Here is a 24,062-nt window from a genome sequence, read left to right as displayed (position 1 = left end):
CGGGCCCGGCCGCGCGCCGGGCCCTCCGGTCTCGCGCACGCGCCCGCGCCGCCTCCAGGGGGTGCCGCCGGAACCCTCGTTCAGCCCTTGATGGCGCCGATGATCACTCCCTTGGTCAGGTGACGCTGGACGAAGGGGTAGACGAACAGGATCGGCAGCAGCGCGACCACGACGATGGCCATCTGGATCGCCAGGCTCGGCGGCAGCGACTGGCCGGGGATCGTGCCGACGCCGGACTGGCCCACGACCAGGGACTGGCCCTGCAGCACGTACTGCCGCAGCACCACCTGGAGCGGCCACTTGGCGTTGTCGTTCAGGTAGAGGACGGCGTTGAAGAACGAGTTCCAGTAGCCGACCGCGTAGAACAGCCCGATGACCGCGGTGACGCCCTTGGACATGGGCAGCACGATCCTGAGCAGGATGCCGAACTCGCTCGCGCCGTCGATGCGGGCGCTGTCGGAGACCTCCTCGGGGATGTTCATGAAGAACGCCCGCATCACCACCAGGTTGAAGGCGGTGACCGCGCCGGGCAGGATCAGCGACCAGTACGTGTCGATCAGCCCCAGCGAGCTGACCAGCAGGTAGTTGGGGATCAGGCCGGGGCCGAACAGGAACGTCAGCAGCACCAGGAACAGCAGCGGCCGGTGCAGCAGCGAGCCGGGCCGCGACAGTCCGTAGGCGGCCAGCACGGTCACGATCAGGCTGATCGCCGTGCCGACGAGCGTCACGCCCAGGCTGACCCCGACCGACCGGGTCACCACACCCCCGGCGAACAGCTCCCGGTACGCGGCCAGCGAGAGCCCGCTCGGCTTGATGACCAGGCCGCCGGAGGCGGTCACCGCCTCCTGGGTGGACAGGCTGGTCAGCACGACCATGTAGATCGGGAAGAGCACCGAGGCGACGATGATCGTCAGGACGAGCCCTTTGAGGAGCCCGCCGGCGCGGCTGGGCCGCTCGGCCCAGGGAGGAAGAGTCGTCATGATCGTTTGTAGATTCCCTGCTCGCCGAATCGGTGGGCGACCTTGTTGGCCACCAGGATCAGGAACAGTCCCACCAGGCCCTTGACCAGGCCCGCCGCGGCGCCGTAGCTCCACTCGCCGGTCAGCAGCGTGCGCCAGTACACGAAGGTGTCCAGCACCTCGGCCGCGTCCCGGCCGACCGCGTCGCGCTGCAGGAAGAACTGCTCGAAGCCGACGTTGAGCGCCTCGCCCAGGCGCAGGATCAGCAGCAGCACGATGACCGGGCGCAGGCCCGGCAGGGTGATGTGCCACATGCGCCGCCAGCGGCTCGCGCCGTCCACGGCCGCGGCCTCGTACAGGTTCTGGTTGACGGCCGCCAGCGCGGCCAGGAAGATGATCGTCCCCCAGCCGGCGTCCTTCCAGATCGTCTCCGCCGTGACCAGCGCGATGAACGTGTCCGGGTTGGTCATCAGGTCGACGCCGTCGTAGCCGTTGTCGCGCAGCGTCTGCGACAGCAGGCCGGCCCCGCCGAACATCTGCTGGAAGAGCGTGACGACCAGCACCCACGAGAAGAAGTGCGGCATGTAGACGATGCCCTGGATGAACAGGCGCAGCCGGGGCCGCACCACGCTGTCCAGCAGGATGGCCAGCATGATCGGCACCGGGAAGTAGAAGATCAGCTGGAAGGTCGTGATCGACAGTGTGTTGAGCGTCGCGTCCCAGAAGCTGTCGTCGAACATCAGCCACTGGAAGTTGGTGAACCCCACCCAGGGGCTCTCGGCGACGCCCACGTACGGCGAGTAGTCCTGGAACGCGATCACGTTGCCGAGCAGCGGGACGTAGTGGAACAGGACCAGCAGGCCGATCGCCGGGAACGCCATCAGCAGCAGCTGCCAGTCGCGCTTCAGCCGCGAGCGGAGCGGTTGTGGGCGCGTCCGTCTTGTCCTGGAGCCCCTTTTACGGACATCCTTGGAGGTGCCGGTGCCGGCGGGTGAGGTCAGGTCACCCGCCGGCCCGGTCTTCGCGTCGTCCTCAAGCACGGCCGTTGTCCCGCAGGACCTTCATGTAGAAGTCGCGGGCCTCGTTCCCGCCGTCCCGCTGCCACTCGGTGACGATCTGCTTGACGTCGCTCACCGGGCGCCGTCCGCGCATGATGTCGGTGAACTTGTCCTCGGTGGGCACCTGCAGGCCCGAGAACTTCGACGGCCGCTGGATCCTGATCCCGTCGAAGGGCCCCTTCTCCAGGAAGGGGAAGGACGCGTTCTGCCACTCGACGTTGGCCTTGACCGCGTCCGGCCAGATCCAGTCCACGTACAGCGGGCGCCCGCCGAGGAAGCCGTAGGTGTAGGCGACCTCCTTGCGTCCCAGGTCGGTCGACTGCGGCACGTTCTTGTCGTCGCGCTCGAAGTGCTTGCCCTCCACGCCGAAGTTGGCGAGCTCGTACTCCTTGGTGCCGTACGGCGCCGCGCACCAGTTGAGGACGGAGAGGATCTCCTCCACCTTCTCCTTGGGCAGGCCCTTCTTCACGAAGGTGAAGATGCCGGCCGCGTTGCCGTGGTACATCAGCGGCGTGCCGCCGTCGTGCGCGAAGACCGGGAAGGCGCCGATGTCGAAGGCGGGGTTCTTGGCGCGGTGCTGCTGCAGCAGCTCCTTCCAGCCGCCCAGGCCGTCGCGGTAGACGAGGATCTGCCCGGCCCCGATCAGGTCCTTCTCGTTGGCGCCCTTGCTGCCGACGACGCTGGGGTGGACCAGCCCGGCCTTGAAGACCTTCTGCATGAACTCCAGCAACAGCACGTACTCGGGCGACTCGTACTTGTGCACGAGCTTGCCGCCCTCGTAGCGCCATTCGGTGGGGACGCGGAAGGTCGGCCACATCATCTCGTGGATGCTGCCGAACGCCCAGCGCTTGGCCTTGGCGTCGGTGATCTCCTTGCCCAGCTCGAACAGCTCGTCGGCGGACTTCGGGTTGGTGTTCCAGCCCTTGTCGTCGAAGATGTCCTTGCGGTAGAGCAGCGCGAACGGGTACGGCTCGGTCGGGAACGGCACCGCCATCAGCTTGTCGTTCCACACCGACCACTGCCAGGCGGCCGTCGGCAGGTTGGCCAGCAGCGGGTACGGCTTGACCTTGTCGCCCTGCAGGTAGGGGGTCAGGTCCTCGAACGCCCGGTCGACGGCGGTGTTGAAGTCCGCCATCTTGTCGATCTCCCAGCTCGGGATGACCATGATGTCGGGGATGTCGCCGGAGGCGAGGCGGGCGATCGCCTTGTCGGCGTAGACGGTGCCGTCGGTGATCTGGAACTCCACCGTGGAGCCGATGTCGGCGTTGACCGCCTGGAAGTAGGAGTTGTCGGCCAGGCCGGGCGGCGGCGGGCCCCACAGCGGGGTCATGGCCTTGTACGTGCCGCCCTTGCCCGCCTTCTGGGTGAGCGCGGCGGTGGGCTGGGCCGGGTAGGAGGTGAAGCCGCCGCTGACGTCGGGGACGCCCGGCAGCGTGGAGACCGTGCCGGGCAGGTCGGGCTTGACGCCGGGGAAGGCGGTGTAGGTGGGCGTGAGGGACGTCAGTTTGTCCGCCGCCGCGGCCTTCGCCCCGCCTCCGGCGCCGGGCCGAGGTCCTGCCGGTGCCGAGCACGCGCCGAGCAGGCCGCCGCCCGCGGTCATCGCGGCGGTGAGGCCCACCAGTCCGAGGAACCCGCGGCGGCTGGTCACGGCGCCCTTGGGAAGATCCTTCACGGGGCGATCCCTTCGTTGTTCGGGGGGTGGATCAGGGTGTCGTACGGACCGGGCCGGGGGAGATCCGGGGGTGTCGTACGGGATGGGTCCGGGGTAGAATTAGTTCGTCTGTTGACCAAACAAATTAGTCGAGGGTGGCCGTCGCCACAAGGGACCGCCGATCGCGGGCCGGTGGGAGGCGATCACAGATTGGTGAACGATGGGGCATGATGGGGCCAGCCTGGCCGAGCGGGAGCGGGATTCACCTTGATCACATCGACCACCGACCCGCGCCCCGCCGACTTCGCCGACGTGCGGGCCACCAACCTCGCCGTGGTGCTGAGGTTCGTCCGCGGTAACGCGCCGTGCTCGCGGGCCGACATCGCGGCCTCCACCGGCCTGAACAAGGCCACCGTCTCCAGCCTGGTCGCCGACCTGATCGACCGCCGCCTGGTCCGGGAGACCGGCCTGACCGAGAACCGGGTCGGCCGCCCGGCCACGATGCTGGTGCTCGACGGCTCGCCGTACGCGGCGATCGGCATCGAGGTCAACGTCGACTACGTCACCGCGGTCGCGGTCGACCTGTCGGGGGAGCGGCTGCTGTCGTGGCGCCGGTCCTTCCCCGGCGCGGCCGGTACGGCCGGGCAGGCCATGGCCACCGTGGCCGGGATCGTCCGCCGGGTGGTGAGCCGCATGGCCAGGGAGGAGCGCCAGGTCCTCGGGCTGACCGTCGGCGTGCCCGGCCTGGTCGGCGTCGACGGCAGCGTGCGCATCGCGCCCAACCTCGGCTGGCGCGACGCCGACCTGTGCGGCGACCTCACCAAGGCCCTGCGCGACCCGGGCTTCCCCGTCCAGGTCGACAACGACGCCAACCTCGCCGCGCTGGCCGAGCACCGCTTCGGCCCGCACGCCGGGACGGCCGACCTCGTCTACCTCACCGGCGAGATCGGGGTCGGCGCCGGGATCATCCTCGACGGGCGTCTTCGCCGCGGCGCTCAGGGTTACGGCGGGGAGATCGGCCACATCCAGCTCGACCCGTTCGGCGCCGAGTGCCGGTGCGGGCGGCTGGGCTGCCTGGAGGCCGTCGCCGGGATCGGCGCCGTGCTGGAGCACGCCGCGCTCTCGCCCGCCGAGGTCGAGGTGGAGCTCGACGAGGTCGTACGGCTGGCCGGCGCGGGCGATCCCCGCACGCTCGCCGTGCTCGCCTCGGTCGGCCACAACCTCGGCAAGGGCGTGGCCGTGCTGGCCAACCTGATCAACCCCGAGGTGGTCATCCTGGGCGGCTACTACGTGCCGCTCGCCCCGTGGCTGCTGCCCGCGGTCGAGGACGAGATACGTGGCCGCACGATCGCGCCCGAGTCCGGGGGCTGCCGGGTCGTGGCCTCCACGCTCGGCTACGGCGCCGCCGCGCTGGGAGGCGCCGCCCGGGTCCTCGATTCGGTGGATTCGGGTCGTTTGCCCCGCATCTCTTGACCCGGGGCTTCACCGAAGGGCACCCTTCAGGGAAGCTCCGTTCGAAACACGCGCGTAACGGTCAGGGAAACGCGCGGTGACGGCCGGAGTTCTCCTGGGCCGTTCATCGAAGCGCTTCGACAGATGCGGTCCTCCACGCAGGATCGTCGAAGCGCTTCGACACTCTCAGAGGGATGGTCCCCCATGACCGAACCGTTCCGTGACCCCGAGCTCCCCCTCGCCGCGCGCGTCGCCGACCTGCGGGACCGGCTGACCCTGGCGGAGAAGGTCGCGCTGCTGCACCAGTACCAGCCGCCGGTGGAACGGCTCGGGATGGCCCCCTTCCGTACCGGCACCGAGGCGCTGCACGGCCTGGCCTGGCTCGGACCGGCGACGGTGTTCCCCCAGGCGGTCGGGCTGGCCAGCACCTGGGACCCGGACCTGGTCAGGAGGGTCGGCGAGGCCACCGGCGACGAGGTCGTGGCCTTCCACCGCAAGGACCCGGCCGGGGCCGGCCTCAACGTCTGGGCGCCGGTGGTCAACCCGCTGCGCGACCCGCGCTGGGGGCGGAACGAGGAGGGCTACTCCGAGGACCCCTGGCTGACCGGTGTCATGGGGGAGGCGTACGCCTCCGGCCTTCGTGGGAGCGCTCCCACTGTTCTGAAGACCGCGCCCACCCTCAAGCACTTCCTGGGCTACAACAACGAGACCGACCGCTGCGTCACCTCCAGCGACCTGCCGCCCCGCGTGCTGCACGAGTACGAGCTCCCTGCCTACCGCCCGGCCCTGGCCTCCGGTGCCGCGGTCGCCGTGATGCCCTCCTACAACCTGGTCAACGGCCGCCCGGCCCATCTCAGCCCGCTGATCGCCCAGGTGCTGCGCGCCTGGGCGCCCGAGGACATCCTGGTGGTCAGCGACGCCTACGCGCCCGCCAACCTCACCGGCCTGCAGGCCTACCACGACGACCTGCCCGAGGCGTACGCCCACGCGGTCAGGGCCGGGCTGGACAGCTTCACCCAGGACGACGACCGGACCGAGGCCACCCTGGGCCACCTGCGCGCCGCCCTGGAACGCGGCCTGCTCACCGAGGCCGACGTGGACGCCGCCGTGGGGCACGCGCTCTCGATCCGCTTCCGGCTGGGCGAGTTCGACCCGTCCACGCCGTACGACGACATCACCGAGGAGGTCGTCAACTGCCCCGGGCACCAGGCGCTGGCCCGCGAGGCCGCCCGGCGCTCCATCGTGCTGCTGCGCAACGACGGCCTGCTGCCGCTGGCGGCAGGGACGCGCAGGATCGCCGTCATCGGCCAGCTCGGCGACACGCTCATGGAGGACTGGTACTCCGGGACGCTCCCGTACGCGGTCACCGCCCGCGCCGGGCTGGCCGGGCGGTGCGAGACCGTCTTCTGCGAGGCCGTGGACAGGATCACGATCTCGGTGGACGGCGGCCACGTCGTGGCCGACCCCGACGGCGGGCCGCTCGGCGTCGCCGCCGAGCCCGACCTGTTCGACCTCTTCGACTGGGGCGGCGGCAGCTACGCCCTGCGGTCGGTCACGACCGGCCGCCACCTGTCGATCGACGACGACGGCGTGCTGGTCAACGACCAGCCGGGACCCAACGGGTGGGAGGTGCGCCAGACCTTCCGTACCGAGGACCGCCCGCGCGGCACCGTGGCGTTCCGGCACATCTCCACCGGCCGCTACCTCGCCCTGGACGGCGTTCCGGGCGGTCCGGACGGTGGCCCGGACGGTGGTCCGGACGCGCGCCTGGACGGTCACCCGCGCGGCGGGCCGGCCGGTACCCGGTTCCGCCTGGCCGACGACGCCGACGCCGCCGTCTGGCTCACCCTGGAGACCGTGGTCAGCGGGGCCGAGGCCGCCGCCGCGCTCGCCGCGACCGCGGACGTGGCCGTGGTGGTCGTCGGCGACCACCCGCTGGTCAACGGCAGGGAGACCGAGGACCGCCTCGACCTGGAGCTGCCCGCCGCGCAGCAGGCCGTGGTCAGGGCCGTCACCGAGGCCAACCCCAGGACCGTGATGGTGATCAGCAGCGGCTACCCGGTGACCTGGGAGGACGTCGACCCGCCCGCGGTGCTCTGGTCCTCGCACGGCGGCCAGGAGTACGGCCACGCGCTGGCCGAGGTGCTGTTCGGCGACGCCGACCCCGAGGGGCGGCTCACCCAGACCTGGTACCGCTCGGCGTGCGAGCTGCCCGACCTGCTCGACTACGACATCATCGCCTCGGACGCGACCTACCAGTACTTCCGCGGCACCCCGCTCTACCCCTTCGGTCACGGCCTGAGCTACACCACCTTCGACTACTCCGACCTGGAGGCCGAGGTCGCCGGCGGGCGGCTCGTCGCCTCGGCCACCGTCGCCAACACCGGCTCCCGTCCCGGCGTGGAGGTCGTCCAGATCTACACCCGCCAGCGGCGCTCCCGGGTCAAGCAGGCGCTGCGGCGGCTGCGCGGCTTCGTCAAGGTGCGGCTCGAACCCGGCGAGAGCACCCGCGTCGAGTGGGACCTCGACGTGCGGGAACTGGCCTTCTGGGACGTCGTCGGGAACCGGTTCGTCGTCGAGGACGCCCCCCACAAGATCATGATCGGCCGTTCCGCGCGCGACATCAGGCTCTGCGCGTCCTTCCACGTCGACGGCGAGACCATCGGCCCGCGCGACGCCTTCGCCGGTCCGATCCCGGCGGCGGACCACGACGAGTACGACTCGGTCTCGTTCGTGGACGCCTCCCGCGTCTCCGGCGACGCGGTGCGCTCCACCGCCGAGGGGGCGTGGATCGTGTTCCGCTCGGTCGACCTGGGCGCCGGGGCCGCCTCCTGCTCGGTCCGGGCCACCAGCGCCGAGGGCGGCGTGATCACCCTGCGCCTGGACGACCCCCTCTACGGGCCCGTCCTCGGCGACCTCCCCGTCCCCCGCGCGGGCCGCTACGACCTCACCGAGGTGCGCGGCGGGCTTGCGGAGGCCCGGGGAGTCCACGATCTTTATGTGGTGTTCGAGAACGCGGGGATCACCCTGGCCGGCCTGAGCCTCTGCGGGGCCGCGTGAGCGAGCGGGCGGTGACCATCAGCGAGGTCGCCCGGCACGCGGGGGTGGCGGTGAGCACGGTCTCGTACGTGCTCAGCGGGAAGCGTGCCATCTCGGCCGACACCCGGCGCCGGGTGCTCGACAGCATCCGGGTGCTGGGCTACCACCCCAACGCCGGGGCACGGGCGCTGGCCAGCAGGCGCTCCAACGTCATCGCCCTGGTACTGCCGCTGCGGGTGGGGATGCACGTCCCGGTGCTCATGCAGTTCGCCACCTCGGTGGTCACCGAGGCCCGCCGCTACGACCACGACGTGCTGCTGCTGACCGCCGACGAGGGCTCGGACGGACTGCGCAGGGCCGCGGCGAGCGCCCTGGTGGACGGGCTGGTCCTGATGGACGTGGAACTTCACGACAGCCGGGTGCCGCTGCTGAAGGACCTGTCCGAGCCCAGCGTGCTGATCGGCTTCCCCGCCGACTCGGCGGGGCTGACCTGCGTGGACCTCGACTTCGCGCGGGCCGGGACGCTCTGCGTGGAGCACCTGGCCGAGCGCGGGCACCGGGAGATCGCGCTGCTCGGCGCCCCCTCGGTCGTCTACGAGCGGGGCACCGGCTTCGCCCGCCGGACCCGCGAGGGGTTCGCCGTGGCCGTGGCCGAGACCGGGCTGACCGGCGTGGCCCTGCCGTGCGAGGAGGACTTCGACCGGGTCTGCGCCGCGATCGGCGACCTGCTGGAGGCCCGGCCGGGCCTGTCCGGGCTGGTCGTGCACAACGAGGCCGCGGTCAACCACGTGCTCGGGGCGCTGCGCCAGAGCGGCCGCAGGGTGCCGGACGACATCGCGGTGGTGGCGATCTGCCCCGACGACATAGCGGAACGCTCCAGCCCGCCGCTGACCTCGGTGCTCATCCCGGCCGAGGAGGTGGGCCGCCAGGCGGTCCGGCTGCTGATGGAGAAACTGGAGGGCCGGGCCGTCCCGGACGGCACCCTGCTCCAGCCCCGGCTCACCGTACGCGCCAGCACCTGACGAAGACGGCGGGCGCGCCCCCCGGGAAGGGAGGCGCGCCCGCCGTCTTCTTTACGATCCTGTTCGTGACCCGCGGAGCCGCGATGCGCCGGAAGGCCGGTGATCCGGGGAGGCCGGTGGGTCCGCCGTGAGCGGTCACCGGCCTTCACCGGTCAGCGGGTCCTACCAGTCGCCGCCGCCGAAGTCCCCGCCGCCGAAGTCGCCTCCACCGCCGAAGTCACCCCAGCCGCCACCGCCGAAGTCGCCCCCGCCGCCGAAGTCGGTGCCGGCGGCCTGGTCGCCACCGCCGTAACCGCCGCCGTAGCCGAAGCCACCGCTCATCATGCTGCCCATCATGGTGCCGACCATCATGCCGGTCATGACGTCGCCGAAGCCGCCGTAGTAGCCGTAGGCGTAGGGCTGGTAGGCCGGTCCCGCGTCGTAGTACGGGCGGCGCTGGCCGTTGACCATGACCTCGCGCGTCTGCGGCTCGAAGCCGCGCTCGACGGCCTCGGCGTCGGCCGCGCAGGCGGGCACATCACGCAGCGCGCCACCGGGCGGGGCCCAGCGCACGTCACGGATCGAGGGGCCGTGCTGGGGGTTGAAGAAGCACGGCGAGCGCCGCTCGGGCAGCGGCAGGTGGTTGACGCGGGCCTTCACGCAGGCGAGGGCGTAGCGGCCCTCCTCCAGCGCGGTGGTCACGCCGCGGAGCTCGTCGGGGCGCTTGACCGCCACCAGCTCCGTCTTGGCCCGGTCGTAGGAGTCGAGGGCGCGCTGCCAGTCCTGCTGGTGGTCGGCGCCGTCGTTGAGGAGCTTGACGTCGGTGTCGAGATCGGTGATCTCCTCGCCGAACTTGGTGACGTCCTCGTCCACGGTCTGCTTGACCGCGGCCAGCTCGGCTGCCTCGCGGGCCTCGCGCTCCTTCTTCTTCTTGCGGGAGTAGAAGAACAGACCGCCACCACCGGCCAGGGCCAGCACCAGGATGCCGACCAGGACGCCGGCGCCGCCACCGCCCGAGGAGCGGGAGCCGGAGGAGGCGGGAACGCCGCCGGAGGTGGCCGCGTCGTCCGCCAGCTTGACGAAGTTGATCACGTTGTCGGTGGGGCTGCCGGTGGTCTTGGCCCGGCCGAGCAGCTCGTCGACGTCGACACCCCTGATGTTGGTGACACCGAACGGGGTCTTGCCGTTCATCACCAGGACGGTGGACTTGGGGCCGACGCTCTTGAGGGTCGAGCTCAGCAGGGTCCTCGCCTGGGACTGGCTGGTGAGCGCACCCTCGGGAAGCATGGCGACGTAGACGGAGGACGTCTGCTCGGCCGCACCGCGCATGGCGTCCGCGGCGTTCGCGGGTATGCCCGCCGCCGGGTCTACGTAGAAGTGATCCCCGTCCTTGAGGCCCGAGGCGATCACACTGGGATCTGGCGCCGCGGCGTGAGCCGCCGGGGCGATCATGGACATGGCCAGAAGCCCGGCGAACAGTGCCACGATCATGGCACCGAAACGACCTAGCGCGGCTTTTGTGATGGTCACGGCAGAAAGCCTCCTTCGTCCTGAAGACGAATGAGTGGACGTCAGAGTTCCCACGTAGTTCCCTAGTCGTGCCCTCGTAGTTGGGTCGTGGCCTCGCAGTTTCCTACGCCTTTGACCGTATCCCCTTCACGGCCGAGGTGGGCGCCACGGTGCATGATCGTGCCGTCGGCGGCGTGATCCCGCCCACACCCCCTGCCCCGCACTCGGGTTCTCACGCCCCGGGAACGCGCCGGTACCTCCCGGGCCTCACGGGAGCCCGGGCGGGAGGTTCGCCCCGGGACCTTTTCAGGCGTCCTTGATCTCGCAGATCGTGGCGCCCGAGGTGACCGTCTGGCCGACCTGGGCCGCCAGCCCGGTGACGGTGCCCGCCTTGTGCGCGGCCAGCGGCTGTTCCATCTTCATCGCCTCCAGCACGACGACGGTGTCGCCGGCCGCCACGGTGTCGCCGTCGGTGACCACGACCTTGACGATCGTGCCCTGCATCGGGCTGACCAGCGCGTCACCGCCGGCGGCCTTCCTCGCCGCCCCGCCCCCGCTCCGGCGCGGGGCCCTCGGCACCGCCCGGCCCGCACCCGCGCCCGGGGCGGCGAGCCCCGCGGGGAGCACCACCTCCAGCCGCTTGCCGCCCACCTCGACGACGATCCGCTCCCGTTCGGCCGGCTCCCCGTCCTGGCCGGTCTCCGCCTCGTGCGGTGGGATCACGCCCGTGAACTCGGTCTCGATCCAGCGGGTGTGCACCGAGAACGGCTCGCCGGTGAACGCGGGATCCTCGACCACGGCCCGGTGGAAGGGCAGCACGGTCGGCATGCCGCCGATCTCGAACTCGGCCAGCGCCCTGCGCGAGCGCTCCAGGGCCTGCGCCCGGGTCGCGCCGGTCACGATCAGCTTGGAGATCAGGGAGTCGAAGGACTGCGGGACGGTCATGCCGGCCTCGTACCCGGAGTCCAGGCGCACGCCGGGGCCCGACGGGACGCTCAGGCGGGTGATCGTGCCCGGAGCCGGCAGGAAGCCCCGCCCGGCGTCCTCGGCGTTGATCCGGAACTCGATCGAGTGCCCGCGCGGCGCGGGGTCGTCGTAGCCCAGCTCCTCGCCGTCGGCGATGCGGAACATCTCCCGTACCAGGTCGATGCCGGAGACCTCCTCGGTCACCGGGTGCTCGACCTGCAGGCGGGTGTTGACCTCCAGGAAGGAGATCGTGCCGTCCTGGCCCACCAGGAACTCGCAGGTGCCGGCGCCCACGTAGCCCGCCTCGCGCAGGATCGCCTTGGAGCTGGCGTGCAGCAGGTCGATCTGCCCGGGCGTCAGGAACGGCGCCGGGGCCTCCTCCACCAGCTTCTGGTGGCGGCGCTGGAGCGAGCAGTCCCGGGTGGAGACCACGACCACGGCGCCGTGGGCGTCGGCCAGGCACTGGGTCTCCACGTGCCGGGGGCGGTCCAGGTAGCGCTCGACGAAGCACTCGCCCCTGCCGAAGGCGGTGACGGCCTCGCGCACCGCCGACTCGTACAGCTCGGGGATCTCCTCCATCGTGCGGGCCACCTTGAGGCCGCGCCCGCCGCCGCCGTAGGCGGCCTTGATGGCGATCGGCAGGCCGTGCTCGGCGGCGAAGGCGACGACCTCCTCGCTGCCGGAGACCGGGTCCGAGGTGCCGGGCACCAGCGGCGCGCCGACCTTCTGGGCGATGTGGCGGGCCTGCACCTTGTCGCCGAGCGCGACGATCGCCGACGGGGGCGGGCCGATCCAGGTCAGACCCGCGTCGATCACCGCCTGGGCGAAGTCCGCGTTCTCGGCGAGGAAGCCGTACCCGGGATGGACGGCGTCCGCCCCGGTCTCGGCCGCGATCCGCAGGAGCTTGCCGATGTCGAGGTAGGTCTCCGCGGGCGTCCGCCCGCCGAGCGCGTGGGCCTCGTCCGCGACCCGGACATGGAGCGCGTCCAGGTCCTGATCGGCGTAGACGGCGACGCCGGCCAGTCCGGCGTCCTTGCACGCGCGGGCGATCCGCACCGCGATCTCGCCACGGTTGGCGATCAGGACCTTGTGCACCGAGGTCTTCCCTTCAGTACGTACGGACGTGAGGCTGGCGGGCCTTCAACGGAGTGTAGGCGCACCCTGATCACCGCCCGGCAATGGGGCCCTCACCTGCCCAGGTAGGCGCCACCGTTGACGTGCAGGACCTGTCCGGTCAGGTGGCCGGCCTCGGGGGAGGCGACGAACCTCACGGTCTCGGCGACGTCCCGCGGGGTCCCCGCCCGCCCGTTCCTGGTGCTCTCGACCCGGCGGCGCACGCCCTCGCCGGTGAGCCTGCCGCGGAAGAACCCGGTCTCCACGACCAGGCCCGGGGAGACCACGTTCGCGGTGATCCCGCGTGGCCCCAGCTCGGCCGCGAGGTCGGCCGTCCACGCCTCCACCGCGGCCTTGGCCGCGCCGTACGACCCCGAGCCGGTGCCCCTGGCCGCGATCGAGCCGATCGTCACGATCCTGCCGTCGTCGGCCAGGCGCGGGACGAGCGCGCTCGTGACCAGCACGGCCGAGAGCAGGTTGGCGTTGAGGTTGGCCCACCAGCTCTCCGCCACCTCCATCAGGTCCTCGCCCGAGGGAGGCCGATCCAGGTTGGTGTTCCCGCCAGCGTTGTTGACCAGGACGTCCACCCGCCCGGGCAGCAGGCCCAGGGCCTCGCCCACCGCCACCGGGTTGGCCGCGTTGAACGCCGCGTACGAGACGCCCAGCCGTCCCGCCGCCTCCTCGAGCACCTGCTCGCGCCGGCCGGTGATGGTCACCCGGTCGCCCTGGGCGGCGAACGCCTCCGCGATGGCGTAGCCGATACCGGTCCCCCCGCCCGTCACCACAATCTCACGCACCGCCGGTAACTCCCTGCATCACGAAAAATCGGGATAATGAAGAACGTTAGCCTCTCGGTGATGGCGGGAACGTCCATATCCGCTCGCTATAAGCTGGATCTTCTACGATCCTTGCGCCTATCGTGATTTCGTTTGGTCACCACCTCCGACACCGACCCGAAGGAGACTGGCATGAGCCAGAACTTGCTCGGCGGCAATCCCGCGGAAATGCAGCAGATGGCCACCCAGTTCACCCAACAGGCCGAGCAGGTCAGAGCCACGGTGGCCGCGCTCGACCGGGAGGCCGGGAAGGTCAACACCGCTTGGACGGGGCCCGGCGCCCAGCGTTTCGGTGAGGCCTGGCAGAACTACCGGGCCGCCTTCCAGCGCATGTCCGAGGAGCTCGCCGAGGCCGCCCGGGTCATCAACACGTACCGCGGCAACATCGAGTCCGCCACCCGCTAGGAAAACGGCCGACCGAAACGCCCTGTTTCCTCGAAGAACATTCTTCGAGGAAACAGGGCGTTTCTGCGTTCACCGTCTGGAGGCGGCGACCCATGGTCAGGTGACGGCGGCCTGGATCGGGATCACCGTGCCCATGGTCACCAGCAGGCCGCGCCCCGGCGGGCCGCCGACCGCGCCGCGCGGCAGGCGGACGGTGAACAGGTCGCCGTCGGCGGGACTCTGCACCGAGAGCAGCAGCCCGGTGCGGCCCTTGCGGGCCTCGGCCGCGAACCCCCGGTAGGCGGTGGTCAGGTCACCGGTGCTCCCACCGATGATCATGCCGTGCTCGCCGTCCCTGCCGCTGCGCAGCACCTCCTCCAGCGCGGTGCCCAGGGGCGAGTCGGCGGAGATCAGCTCGGCGTCGTCGACGACCACGACGTAGCGGTCCTGCCCGGCGACGGCCGCGTGCAGATCCCCTCCGGCGTCCAGCACGGCCAGCACGCCCGGCGTGTCGACCAGGGTGCACAGCGGGCTGCGCCTGGGCGTGACCAGGACCGCCGGTGTGCCCTGGGAGAGCAGCGAGTGGGTGGCGGTCAGCAACGTCGTGGACCTGCCCGACCGGGGCGGGCCCGCGACGACCGCTGCCGGGCCCTGGGCGAGCAGGTCGACCCCGAGCGGGGCCAGCGCGTCGCCCCCGACCCCGAGCAGCGCCCAGAGCGGGGACGGCGGGCGGAAGGAGGGCGCCAGATCCATGGCCTGCGCCGCGGTGACGCGCATCGGCAGCGCGTCCACCCGCATCGGCGGTTCACCGGTGATCTTCGGCGCCGAGCGGGCCAGCGCCTGGAGCGCGGCGACCTGCGCCGGTCCCGAGGGATCGTCGCAGAGCAGCGCGATCTGGTTCTCGGTGATGCCGTGTTCCCCCGTGGACAGCGCGCGGCCCGGCGCGAGGGTCGCGGGCAGGTCCTTGACGGACATCCCGGCCAGCCCGTAGTCGGTGGGGTCGGCCAGCCGCAGGATCAGCCGGTCGTCGAAGATCGTGGAGATCTGCCCGAGCAGCGCGGACCGGTCACCGGTCACCACCGCCCGCAGGCCGACCGCCGGGCCCTCCCGCAGCAGTTGCATCAGCGCGTCGATCAGCCGCCCGTAGTCGTAGCCCTCGAACGCGGCGACGAACCCCTCCCACCGGTCGAGCATCAGGACCAGCCACGGCAGGCGAGGACCGCCGGTGGCGCGCAGCTCGGCCAGCGAGGCGTATCCGGCCTCGGCGAGGAGCTGCTGGCGCCGCCCCACCTCCGCGCGGAGCCTGGCCAGGAGCCGTTCCACCCGGTCGAGCTGGTCGCGGGTGACCACCGCCCCGCAGTGCGGCATCGCCACCAGGGGCAGCAGCGCGCCCGAGCCGCAGTCGATCGCGTGCAGGTGGACGTCGTCGGGGGAGGCCCCGCCCGCGATCGCCCCGGCCAGCGTGCGCAGCGCCGTGGACCGCCCGCTGCGCGGGGCGCCGGCGACGAGCAGGTGCCCCCCGTGGGCGAGGTCGAGCGCCAGTGCCCGCCGGTCCTGTGCCCAGGGCAGGTCGGTGACGCCGAAGGCCAGCGGCGGCACCTCCGCGACCCCCGGCCGGTACGGCAGGCCGCCGCCCGGGAGGCCGCCGGACCGGTCGCCGACGGGCGGGACCAGGCCGGGAACGGTCAGCAGGTCGGGAAGCGGGTCGAGCCAGGGACTGGGCTGCTCCGCCACCCCGGCCACCCCGGCCGCCTCGACCAGCGCGTCGACGAGCAGCGACAGGTCGGTGACGTGGCCGCTCTCGGCTCCGGCCTGGACCGGCCTGGGCCGCCCCAGATCCCGCCAGCCGATCTCGCTGATCCGCACCCTGCTCTCGCCGCCCGCGGCGCCCGGGCTCCGGCCGCCGATCCGCGCGGTCTGCACGGCCGCCGCCGCGCCCGCCCCCGACTTCACGTAACACCGTCCCGGGGCGGACTTGGGGATGTACGAGGCGTCGGGACGGCCGATGACGTCGGCGGACTCGGCGGACTCGGTGACGCGCAGCGCGATCCGCAGGGAGGTGTTGGCCTGGATGTCGGCGGTCACCACGCCGCCGGGCCGCTGGGTGGCGAGGATGAGGTGGATGCCGAGCGAGCGCCCCCGCCTGGCGATGTCGACGAGCCCGGTCATGAAGTCCGGCAGCTCGCTGACCATCGCGGCGAACTCGTCGATGACCAGCACCAGCCTGGGCAGCGGCGCAGGGGGGGCCGAGGTCGCCGACGCCCCCGCGCGCTCGCGGGCCGGCCTGGCCGAGGCCGATCCCCCGGCGACGAGCAGGTCCCGTGAGGCGCGGGCCGTACGGGCGTCGCGCAGCTCGTGGTAGTCCTCGATGTCCTTGGCCCCGGCGGCCAGCAGCAGGCGCTCGCGCCGGCGGATCTCCGCGGCCAGGGACGCCAGGGCCCGCTGGGTCAGGTGGCCGTCCAGGTCGCTGACCATGCCCACCGTGTGCGGCAGGCGCACGCACTCCTTGAACGCGGCGCCGCCCTTGTAGTCGATCAGCACGAACGTCATCTCGTCCGGCCGGTTGGCAGTCGCCAGCGAGCAGATCAGGGTCTGCAGCAGCTCCGACTTGCCCGCGCCGGTGGTGCCCGCGATGAGGGCGTGCGGCCCGTCCCGGCTCAGGTCGACGGAGAAGGGCCCCTCGGGGCCCACCCCGATCAGGGCCTCGGTCGCCCGGCCCCAGCGCGCGGCCAGGGCGGCGCCGGAGAGCGAGGGGAGGCCGAGCAGGTCGAGCAGCCGTGCGGACTCGGGCAGCGCCAGGCCCGCGTCGTCCCGGCTCACGTCCCGGATGGGCGAGAGCGAGCGGGCCAGCCGGTCGCACCAGCCGGCGCCCACCTGGTCGGCCAGGATCTCGCCGATGTGGTCCAGGCCGCCCCCGCGCAGCCGTACCGTGCCGTCGGCCTCCACGGCGGCGACGGTGGCGCACTCCTCGGGCAGCAGCCGCTGGTCGCCGTCGATCGCCAGCGTGTACACGCCCGCCCTCGGGCCCTGGCGCAGCACCTGGGGCATGCCCGGCAGGACGCGCAGCATCTGCGCGCCGTCCAGCACGACCAGCACGTCGTAGGGACGCTCGTCGTAGACGGGCGCCGCGTACGGCTGCCCGGCACCGTCGTCGCCCGCCCCGCCCAGGTCCCCCCAGCCGGCCGGGACGCGTCCCGGCCTGGCCGCGGGACCGGCCGCGCCGTCGTCGCCGAGGCGCTCCTCGATCAGCGCGGCCAGCTCGCTCACCCGGCGGGCGGCGGCCTCGGGGTCGGCGCCGACCAGGGCCACGCAGTCCTGGCCGCCGCGCGGGGCGCAGTGCGGCAGCCAGCGGACCCAGTCCCAGCGCTCCTGCCCGTCGCCGTGCGCCGACAGCACGACGATCGCCAGGTCGCGCGGGCTGTGCAGGGCGGCGGCCTGGCCGACCAGCCAGCGCGCCACCCCCGCCGTGATCTGCCGGGGCCCGGTCAGGCCCGCGACGCCCAGGCGGCGCATGGCCAGCGCCACCGGCACCTCGTGGCAGGTCGGCGGCTCCGGGAGCGGCGCGTCGATCACCGCGGAGCGCTCGGGGGCGAACTCCAGGGCGGCGGGGAGGTCGGCGAGGCCGATCCGCAGGCGCAGCGCGTCGGGGTCGTGGTCGCGCCGCTCCCACAGGCGCCGGCGCGGGCCGGTGACGGTGAGCAGCACCTCGGCGGGATCGGGCGCGGCGGCGCGGCGGGCGGCCTCGTCGCCGGCCCGGGCGCGCTCCACGGCCGCCTCGAACCCCTTCATGCGCTCCCTGTACAGCTTGAGCTGCTGGCGGTACTGCTTGCGGCCGTGCCTGCGGTCGCTCCACCACTGACCGATCATGATCACCGGTGTCATCAGCGCGAACAGCAGGAAGTACCAGGTCCTCAGGGCGATGGCCATGCCCACGCCCAGCACGGCCGGCAGGAACGCGGTCAGCAGCTGCAACCGCATGGTCTCGGCCCGCTTCGGCTCGGCCGGGACCTCGAAGCGGCGCGTGCCGTCCGGCGGGCGGAACCTGGGCGGCCGGTTGTAGGCCAGCCCGCCGTCCGGCTGGGCGTCCAGGTGCGCGTCGGCGGGCTCGACGGCCCGGAGGGTGAGCACGGTCCCCCCGCAGCTCAGCTGGCCGTGCTCGGGCCAGGGCAGCGCCTCGGAGACCGGGGCGCGGTCCAGCAGGGGCGCGGGCCCGTTCTCCTGACCGGGTTCCACGGTGATGGCGTCCGGGGTGAGCCGGACCACGGCCGCCCGCGCGGGCAGCCGGGGGTCGGCCACGGCCACCGCGCACGCGGGATCGGAGCCGATGGTGTGCACGCCCAGGCTGAGGCGGTGCACGGATCCGGCGGCGGGCCCGCCGACGACCCGGATCTCCACGATCCCCCCGGGCTCGTCGGCGACCGTGGCCGTCGCCAGTGAACGGTCGAGGGTGACCAGGTCGCCGTCGCGGAGCAGGCCGAGCACGGGCGCGGCGGGGTCGAGGGGGCGGCCGTCCAGCCAGAGCGGCGGCGGCTCGGCCCCGTTCACGTCGCGGCCCAGCCCGTACGGGGCCCTGCTGCGCGTCAGTCGCACCACGTTGCTCGGCCGCTCGCCGCCCTGTCCCGCCAGGGACTCGGCGAGCCGTGCCACCGTGGTCGTCTCGTCGCCCTCGACCACGATGTCGCGGTCGGCGTGCTCGCCGAGCACGGTGAGCATGATCCGCATCGCCGCTCTCCTCGGGTCAGGCCCTGGATCTACCGTACAGAGTGGAAACCGTCCCGCAGAGGGTGTTCGCGGCAATGTCATTCGCGGAGCCTGGTATGTGGAAAACATCCCGGCCTGTGGACAACCATCGGCGGACACCCGGCCGACATGCCGGTCCACGTGGGCGTTCGGCCCCGTCGCGGCGTCCGGGCGCCGCCTCGCGGGGAGGGCCGGGCTGTGGAAAACCTGTTCGGAGAGTCGTGCCGTCCGAGGCTCGCGGGGGCCCGGCCGCCGGCCGGTACGACGGTCCGGCCGGCACGACGGTCCGGCCGCCAGGGGCGCCCCACCTGCGAGGACCGGCGAACGCCGTCCCGGACGAACGCCACGCCCGGACGGTGCCGCGCCCGAGCCGGGCGGCGTACGGAGGGTCCGGCGTCAGGACGGCGCCGTGCCCCGAGCCGGGGGCGTCCGGACGTGCCGTGCCCGGACGGCGGCGACCCCTTTTCGGATGCCGCGGGAGTGGGCCCGTGAACAGGGACGTCGAAGCGGCCGGTCGGCGAACGGTAATGCTCCCGGTAAATGCTGTGACGATTGTTACAGGAGTGCTTACCGTCCTTATCACCCAAATAAGACTCATGTCAGCTGGCGGAACCGCTACTTTCTTCTGAAGTGGCGTTGACAGACGTGTTCCTATCAAACGAGCATGGGTTCTGGATTTTGTCCGGCAGACCGTCGGCATGGTGCGCATAATGGCGTAAATTCGTCCAGGTAGTTCCACCTGTATATGACCACTCTGGGAGCCCCCCTACCCATGAGGACCAGTGAGAAGCCAGCGGGCCGCGCCCCGGTGAACGCCGAACGGCAGCCGTCGGCCGGTGCCCTTTCCGGCCCGGCGTCGCGCAAGCTCCCGGTGCCCCCGCGCGAGCGTAAACCCGCCCTCGCCGCCCTCGCCGTCCTTCTCATTCTGGGCGGCGCGCTCGCCACCACCCTGCTCGTCCTGCGCAGCGGCGACCGCGTCTCGGCGATCGCCATCTCCGAGCAGATCGGTGCCGGGCAGGCGTTCACCGAGGCGTCGATGAGAGAGGTCCAGATCGCCGACACCGGCATCGGCTACGTCGCCTGGTCCCAGCGGGCCCGCGTCGCGGAGAACTTCGCCCGCGTCACGATCATCCCCGGCACGCTCCTGACCCGCGAGATGGTGGTCTCCTCCAGCAGGGAACAGGGCCCGGGCAAGGCCCAGGTCGGCCTCTCCCTCAAACCCGGCCAGACGCCCGGCACCCTGGAGCGCGGGGACCGGGTCCAGGTCATCCACGTGCCGGGCGGGAGCAGCAGGGACCGGCAGGGGCGGGTGCTCGCGCAGAGCGCCCTGGTCCACCAGATCGGCACCCCGGGCAGCAACGGGGCGAACGGCCGGGTCACCATCATCGTGGACAGCTCCGTCTCCCCGGAGATCGTCGCCTACTCCTCCGCCGGTGAGATCGCCCTCGCCGAACTGCCGGGAGCGCGCTGACGTGGCGCTCATCGTGCTGGCCGCCGACAAGGGCGCGCCCGGCGTGACCACGGCGGCCACCGCGCTCGGCGCGATCTGGCCGCGTCCGGTGCTGCTCGCCGAGTGCGACCCGGCGGGCGGGGACATCGCCTACCGGCTGCCCGCCGCCGACGGCGGCGTGCTCAACCCCGGCAGGGGCCTGCTCACCCTGGGAGCCACCGCCCGCCGGGGCCTGCGTCCCGAGCAGATCCACGAGCACACCCAGAAGATCATCGGTGGCCTGGACGTGCTGGCCGGGCTGACGCACGGCGAGCAGGCGGCCGGGCTGACCTGGCTCTGGGGCCCGCTCGGCAGGGCGCTGGCCACGATGCCGCACGCCGACGTCCTGGCCGACTGCGGGCGCCTGGGCGGGCACCCGCACCTGACCGAGCTCGTCGCCGAGGCCTCGCTGGTGGTGCTCTTCACCAGGGCGAGCCTGGACCACGTCGCCCACCTGCGCGAGCGCCTGCAGGTGATGCCGCGTGAGCCGCAGGTGGGGGTGGTGGTGATCGCCGACCCCCGGCAGTACCGCACGACGATCGACGAGGTCCGCCGGATCGTCGCGGGCACCGGCAGGGGCGTCACCTTCGTGACCGGCCTCGCGCACGACCCCAAGGGCGCCGAGCTGCTGCGCGGCCAGTGGGGCGGGCGGCTGGACCGCTCCCTGCTGATCCGCACCGCCCGGGAGCTGGCCGGACGTCTCGCCGCCCAGGTCCGCGCCCCGGACGCGGCACCGAGCGGAGTCCGATCGTGACCGTCGACCACACGCTGGTGAAGCGCTTCCGGCAGGAGGTGGGCGACAGGCTGGCCCACCAGCGCCGCCTGGACCAGGCCGGCGGCCTGCCGCCGATGACCGGCGAGGACGAGCGCCAGTTCGCCCGGGCGCTGATCGCCCAGATCCTGGAGGAGTTCGCCCGCGGGGAGATCGGCGTCGGCAGGACCCCTCCCACCGCCGAGGAGGAGGAGGCGCTCGCCGCGGGGATCCACGCGGCCCTGTTCGGCGTCGGACGCCTCCAGCCGCTGCTCGACGACCCCGAGGTCGAGAACATCGACATCAACGGCTGCGACCGGGTGTTCGTGGGCTACGCCGACGGCCAGGAGCTGATGAGCGACCCGGTGGCCGAGTCCGACGAGGAACTGGTCGAGCTGATCCAGATCCTCGCCGCCTACAGCGGCCTGTCCAGCAGGCCGTTCGACACCGCCAACCCCCAGCTCGACCTGCGCCTGCCCGACGGTTCCCGGCTCTCGGCCGTGATGGACGTGACGGTCCGCCCCTCCATCTCCATCCGCCGTTCCCGGCTGGGCAAGGTGTTCCTCAGCGATCTGGTGGGCAACGGCACCATCACCCCCGAGGTGGGACGTTTCCTGGCGGCCGCGGTGGCGGCCAGGAAGAACATCATGATCTCCGGCTCCACCAACGCGGGGAAGACCACCCTGCTGCGCGCCCTGGCCAACGAGATCCCGCCGTCCGAGCGGCTGATCACCGTCGAGCGCGCCCTGGAACTCGGCCTCGACCAGTTCTCCGAGCTCCACCCCAACGTGGTCGCCTTCGAGCAGAGACTGCCCAACTCCGAGGGCCAGGGCGAGATCACCATGGCGGAGCTGGTCCGCCGCTCCCTGCGGATGAACCCGTCCCGGGTGATCGTCGGTGAGGTCCTGGGCGACGAGATCGTCACCATGCTCAACGCGATGACCCAGGGCAACGACGGGTCCCTGTCGACCATCCACGCCAACTCCTCGATGGAGGTCTTCAACCGCATCGCCACCTACGCGCTCCAGGCGGCCGAACGCCTGCCGATCGACGCGACCCACATGCTCATCGCGGGCGCGATCGACTTCGTGGTCTTCATCGAGAAGCGCAACGACTACGCGGTGGGCGGCAGGCTGCGCCGGTTCGTGTCAAGCGTGCGCGAGGTGGCCGGGGTGGACGGGCGGGTGCTCTCCTCGGAGGTGTTCGCGATGTCCCCCGACGGCCGGGTCGTGCCGCACGCGCCGCTGTCGTGCCTGGAGGAGCTCACCCACTTCGGCTACGACCCGGGAGGCTGGAGATGACCTCCCTGCCCCCGGGCCTGTTCGACCCGCTGGTGATGCTGTCCGGCGTCGCGGTCGGCGCCGGGCTGTTCCTGCTCTTCGTCGCGGTGTACGGGGTGCGCCCCCGGCCGTCCACCCCGGGCAGGAAGGCCGGCAGGCGCGCGTTCCTGCGCGGCCTGTCCACCCGGACCGCGGTGGGCGCCCTCGCCGGCCTGCTCGTGCTGGTGGTGACCGGCTGGCCGGTCATGGCGGTGGGCGCGGTGCTGCTCTCCCTGGCCTGGCGCGGCCTGTCCGGCGGCGCGGCCGAGGAGCGCACCGCGATGCGGCGGCTGGAGGCGCTGGCCGCCTGGACCGAGTCGCTGCGCGACACCATCGCCGGGGCGGCCGGGCTGGAGCAGGCGATCCCGTCCTCGATCCGGGCGGCGGCCCCCACCCTCCGCCCGCACCTGCGGTCCATGGTCGACCGCCTGCACACCCGGATGGCGCTGCCCGACGCGCTCAGGCTCTTCGCCGACGAGCTCGACGACCCCTCCGCCGACCTGGTGGTGGCCGCCCTCATCCTCAACTCCAAGCTGCGCGGCCCCGGGCTGCGCGACGTGCTCGGCGCGCTCGCGGTGTCGGCCCGCGAGGAGCTCGACATGCGCCGCCGGGTCGAGGCCGAGCGCCGCTCCACCCGGCGCAGCGCGCAGATCGTGGTCGGCACGGCCGTCGCCTTCGCCGTCGCGCTGGTCGTCTTCAACCCCTCCTACGTGCAGGAGTACGACAACGTGCTCGGCCAGGCCGTGCTCGTCGTGGTCGCCGGGCTGTTCGGCGCCGGGTTCGCCTGGATGCGCCGCCTGGCCCGGTTCGACAAGCCCGCCCGCCTGCTGGGACTGCCCGCCGGAGGGGAGGTGGCCGATGACTGAGGCGCTGCTCGCCGGCTCGGTGCTCGGCATGGGACTGTTCCTGCTGGTCCGGGCGCTGTTCCCGGCCCGGCCCGGCCTGGTGACACGGCTGCTCGCGCTCGACGCCGCCAGGGACGGCGGTGACGCGCCCCGCGCGCGGCTCGTCATGCCCGACGAGGAGGTCAGCGCGTTCCGGCGCGGCCTGGGGGTGCGGATGGCCCGCTTCTACGCGGCCAGGGGCTGGGAGGTCCCCTCCGCCAGGGCGGACCTCGCGCTGCTCGGCAGGTCGTTCGAGGGCTTCCTCGCCACCAAGGTGCTGCTGGCGGTCTCCGGGCTGCTGGCGTTCCCCCTGCTGGTCGGCTGGCTGGTGCTGATCGGGTCTGGCCCGTCCCTGACCGTCCCGCTCTGGGCGGCGCTTGCGGTCGCCACGGTCTTCTTCTTCCTGCCCGACCTGCAGATCAAACGGGACGCCGCGCGGATGCGCCGCGACTTCCGGCACGTCGTCGGCTCCTTCCTGGACCTGGTCGCGATGAACCTGGCCGGGGGACGCGGGGTGCCCGAGGCGCTGATGATGGCGGTCTCGGTGGGCAGCCCGAGGCCCGGCGAGGAGGGGGTCAACTGGGCGATGTCCCGTATCCGCCAGGCGCTGGGCAACGCCAGGATCGTCGGCATCACCCCCTGGCAGGCCCTCGGCCAGCTCGGCGACGAGATCAACGTCGACGAGCTGCGCGACCTGTCGGCAGCCCTGGGACTGGTCGCCGACGACGGGGCCAAGGTCCGCTCCTCCCTCACCGCCCGCGCCGCCACCATGCGGCGCCGCGAGCTCGCGGAGATCGAGGGGAAGGCGGGTGAGCGCTCCCAGTCGATGCTCGTCGCCCAGCTCCTGCTCTGCGCCGGCTTCGTGATCTTCCTGAGTTTCCCCGCCGCTATGAAGATATTGGGGTCCTGAC

16 protein-coding genes are annotated in these 24,062 nt (G+C 72.5%); 9 read left to right on the top strand and 7 right to left on the bottom strand.

The genetic code is table 11. The annotated features are described in order from the left end of the window. Nucleotides 1-80: 80 nt before the first annotated feature. Genes ACLQ2R_RS23100 through ACLQ2R_RS23090 form a run of 3 tightly spaced genes read right to left on the bottom strand, consistent with a single transcriptional unit; the run spans nt 81 to nt 3,689 of the window. On the bottom strand, nt 81-980 hold the full coding sequence (locus ACLQ2R_RS23100; protein ID WP_425962495.1) for a carbohydrate ABC transporter permease: 900 nt from the start codon (nt 978-980) through the stop codon (nt 81-83). Continuing rightward, entirely contained in the window at nt 977-1,999 is a 1,023-nt protein-coding gene (locus ACLQ2R_RS23095; protein ID WP_425962493.1) for an ABC transporter permease, read from the bottom strand. Before ACLQ2R_RS23095 ends, ACLQ2R_RS23100 begins: the two co-directional genes overlap by 4 nt. Further along, nucleotides 1,992-3,689 carry an extracellular solute-binding protein gene (locus tag ACLQ2R_RS23090; RefSeq protein WP_425962492.1) on the bottom strand — a complete coding sequence of 566 codons (1,698 nt, stop codon included), beginning with the start codon at nt 3,687-3,689 and terminating at the stop codon, nt 1,992-1,994. Before ACLQ2R_RS23090 ends, ACLQ2R_RS23095 begins: the two co-directional genes overlap by 8 nt. Before the next feature lie 246 nt (nt 3,690-3,935). On the opposite strand from ACLQ2R_RS23090, the gene ACLQ2R_RS23085 reads away from it, so the two are divergent. From ACLQ2R_RS23085 to ACLQ2R_RS23075, 3 genes are all read left to right on the top strand, one after another. Next, complete coding sequence (locus ACLQ2R_RS23085) at nt 3,936-5,141, top strand: ROK family protein (protein WP_425962491.1); 1,206 nt, start codon at nt 3,936-3,938, stop codon at nt 5,139-5,141. A 183-nt stretch (nt 5,142-5,324) separates the two neighbouring features. Continuing rightward, nucleotides 5,325-8,180 carry a glycoside hydrolase family 3 C-terminal domain-containing protein gene (locus ACLQ2R_RS23080; RefSeq protein ID WP_425962490.1) on the top strand — a complete coding sequence of 952 codons (2,856 nt, stop codon included), beginning with the start codon at nt 5,325-5,327 and terminating at the stop codon, nt 8,178-8,180. Between the two features lie 11 nt (nt 8,181-8,191). Then, nucleotides 8,192-9,181, top strand: a complete 990-nt coding sequence (locus ACLQ2R_RS23075; protein ID WP_425962489.1) for a LacI family DNA-binding transcriptional regulator — start codon at nt 8,192-8,194, stop codon at nt 9,179-9,181. A gap of 162 nt (nt 9,182-9,343) precedes the next feature. On the opposite strand, the gene ACLQ2R_RS23070 is transcribed toward ACLQ2R_RS23075, so the two are convergent. From ACLQ2R_RS23070 to ACLQ2R_RS23060, 3 genes are all read right to left on the bottom strand, one after another. Beyond that, a complete protein-coding gene (locus ACLQ2R_RS23070; protein WP_425962488.1) occupies nt 9,344-10,690 on the bottom strand; it encodes a hypothetical protein in 1,347 nt (448 codons plus the stop codon). Between the two features lie 285 nt (nt 10,691-10,975). Next, nucleotides 10,976-12,730 (bottom strand): acetyl/propionyl/methylcrotonyl-CoA carboxylase subunit alpha, encoded by a 1,755-nt coding sequence (locus ACLQ2R_RS23065; protein WP_425962487.1) that lies wholly within the window; start codon nt 12,728-12,730, stop codon nt 10,976-10,978. Between the two features lie 92 nt (nt 12,731-12,822). Further along, nucleotides 12,823-13,545 (bottom strand): SDR family NAD(P)-dependent oxidoreductase, encoded by a 723-nt coding sequence (locus ACLQ2R_RS23060; protein WP_425962485.1) that lies wholly within the window; start codon nt 13,543-13,545, stop codon nt 12,823-12,825. A gap of 171 nt (nt 13,546-13,716) precedes the next feature. On the opposite strand from ACLQ2R_RS23060, the gene ACLQ2R_RS23055 reads away from it, so the two are divergent. Continuing rightward, on the top strand, nt 13,717-13,989 hold the full coding sequence (locus ACLQ2R_RS23055; RefSeq protein ID WP_425962484.1) for a WXG100 family type VII secretion target: 273 nt from the start codon (nt 13,717-13,719) through the stop codon (nt 13,987-13,989). 96 nt (nt 13,990-14,085) lie between these two features. Here the strand turns inward: ACLQ2R_RS23055 and ACLQ2R_RS23050 are convergent, their stop codons facing one another. Then, nucleotides 14,086-18,690: an FtsK/SpoIIIE domain-containing protein gene (locus ACLQ2R_RS23050; protein WP_425962482.1), complete on the bottom strand. Its 4,605-nt coding sequence runs from the start codon at nt 18,688-18,690 to the stop codon at nt 14,086-14,088. Nucleotides 18,691-19,480: 790 nt separating this feature from the next. Between ACLQ2R_RS23050 and ACLQ2R_RS23045 the strand changes: the two genes are divergently transcribed. Genes ACLQ2R_RS23045 through ACLQ2R_RS23025 form a run of 5 tightly spaced genes read left to right on the top strand, consistent with a single transcriptional unit; the run spans nt 19,481 to nt 24,061 of the window. Then, on the top strand, nt 19,481-20,179 hold the full coding sequence (locus ACLQ2R_RS23045) for a hypothetical protein (protein ID WP_425962481.1): 699 nt from the start codon (nt 19,481-19,483) through the stop codon (nt 20,177-20,179). A 1-nt stretch (nt 20,180) separates the two neighbouring features. Beyond that, nucleotides 20,181-20,951: a hypothetical protein gene (locus ACLQ2R_RS23040; RefSeq protein WP_425962479.1), complete on the top strand. Its 771-nt coding sequence runs from the start codon at nt 20,181-20,183 to the stop codon at nt 20,949-20,951. After that, entirely contained in the window at nt 20,948-22,249 is a 1,302-nt protein-coding gene (locus ACLQ2R_RS23035) for a CpaF family protein (RefSeq protein ID WP_425962478.1), read from the top strand. The genes ACLQ2R_RS23040 and ACLQ2R_RS23035 overlap by 4 nt, the downstream gene beginning before the upstream one ends. Next, nucleotides 22,246-23,133, top strand: a complete 888-nt coding sequence (locus ACLQ2R_RS23030) for a type II secretion system F family protein (protein WP_425962477.1) — start codon at nt 22,246-22,248, stop codon at nt 23,131-23,133. The genes ACLQ2R_RS23035 and ACLQ2R_RS23030 overlap by 4 nt, the downstream gene beginning before the upstream one ends. Beyond that, on the top strand, nt 23,126-24,061 hold the full coding sequence (locus ACLQ2R_RS23025) for a type II secretion system F family protein (RefSeq protein ID WP_425962475.1): 936 nt from the start codon (nt 23,126-23,128) through the stop codon (nt 24,059-24,061). The genes ACLQ2R_RS23030 and ACLQ2R_RS23025 overlap by 8 nt, the downstream gene beginning before the upstream one ends. Nucleotide 24,062: the final 1 nt, after the last annotated feature.

This window comes from Streptosporangium sp. DT93 (genome assembly GCF_049844535.1).
In the GTDB taxonomy this organism is placed as follows: domain Bacteria; phylum Actinomycetota; class Actinomycetes; order Streptosporangiales; family Streptosporangiaceae; genus Streptosporangium.
This window is presented reverse-complemented; position numbering and strand designations above follow the sequence as displayed.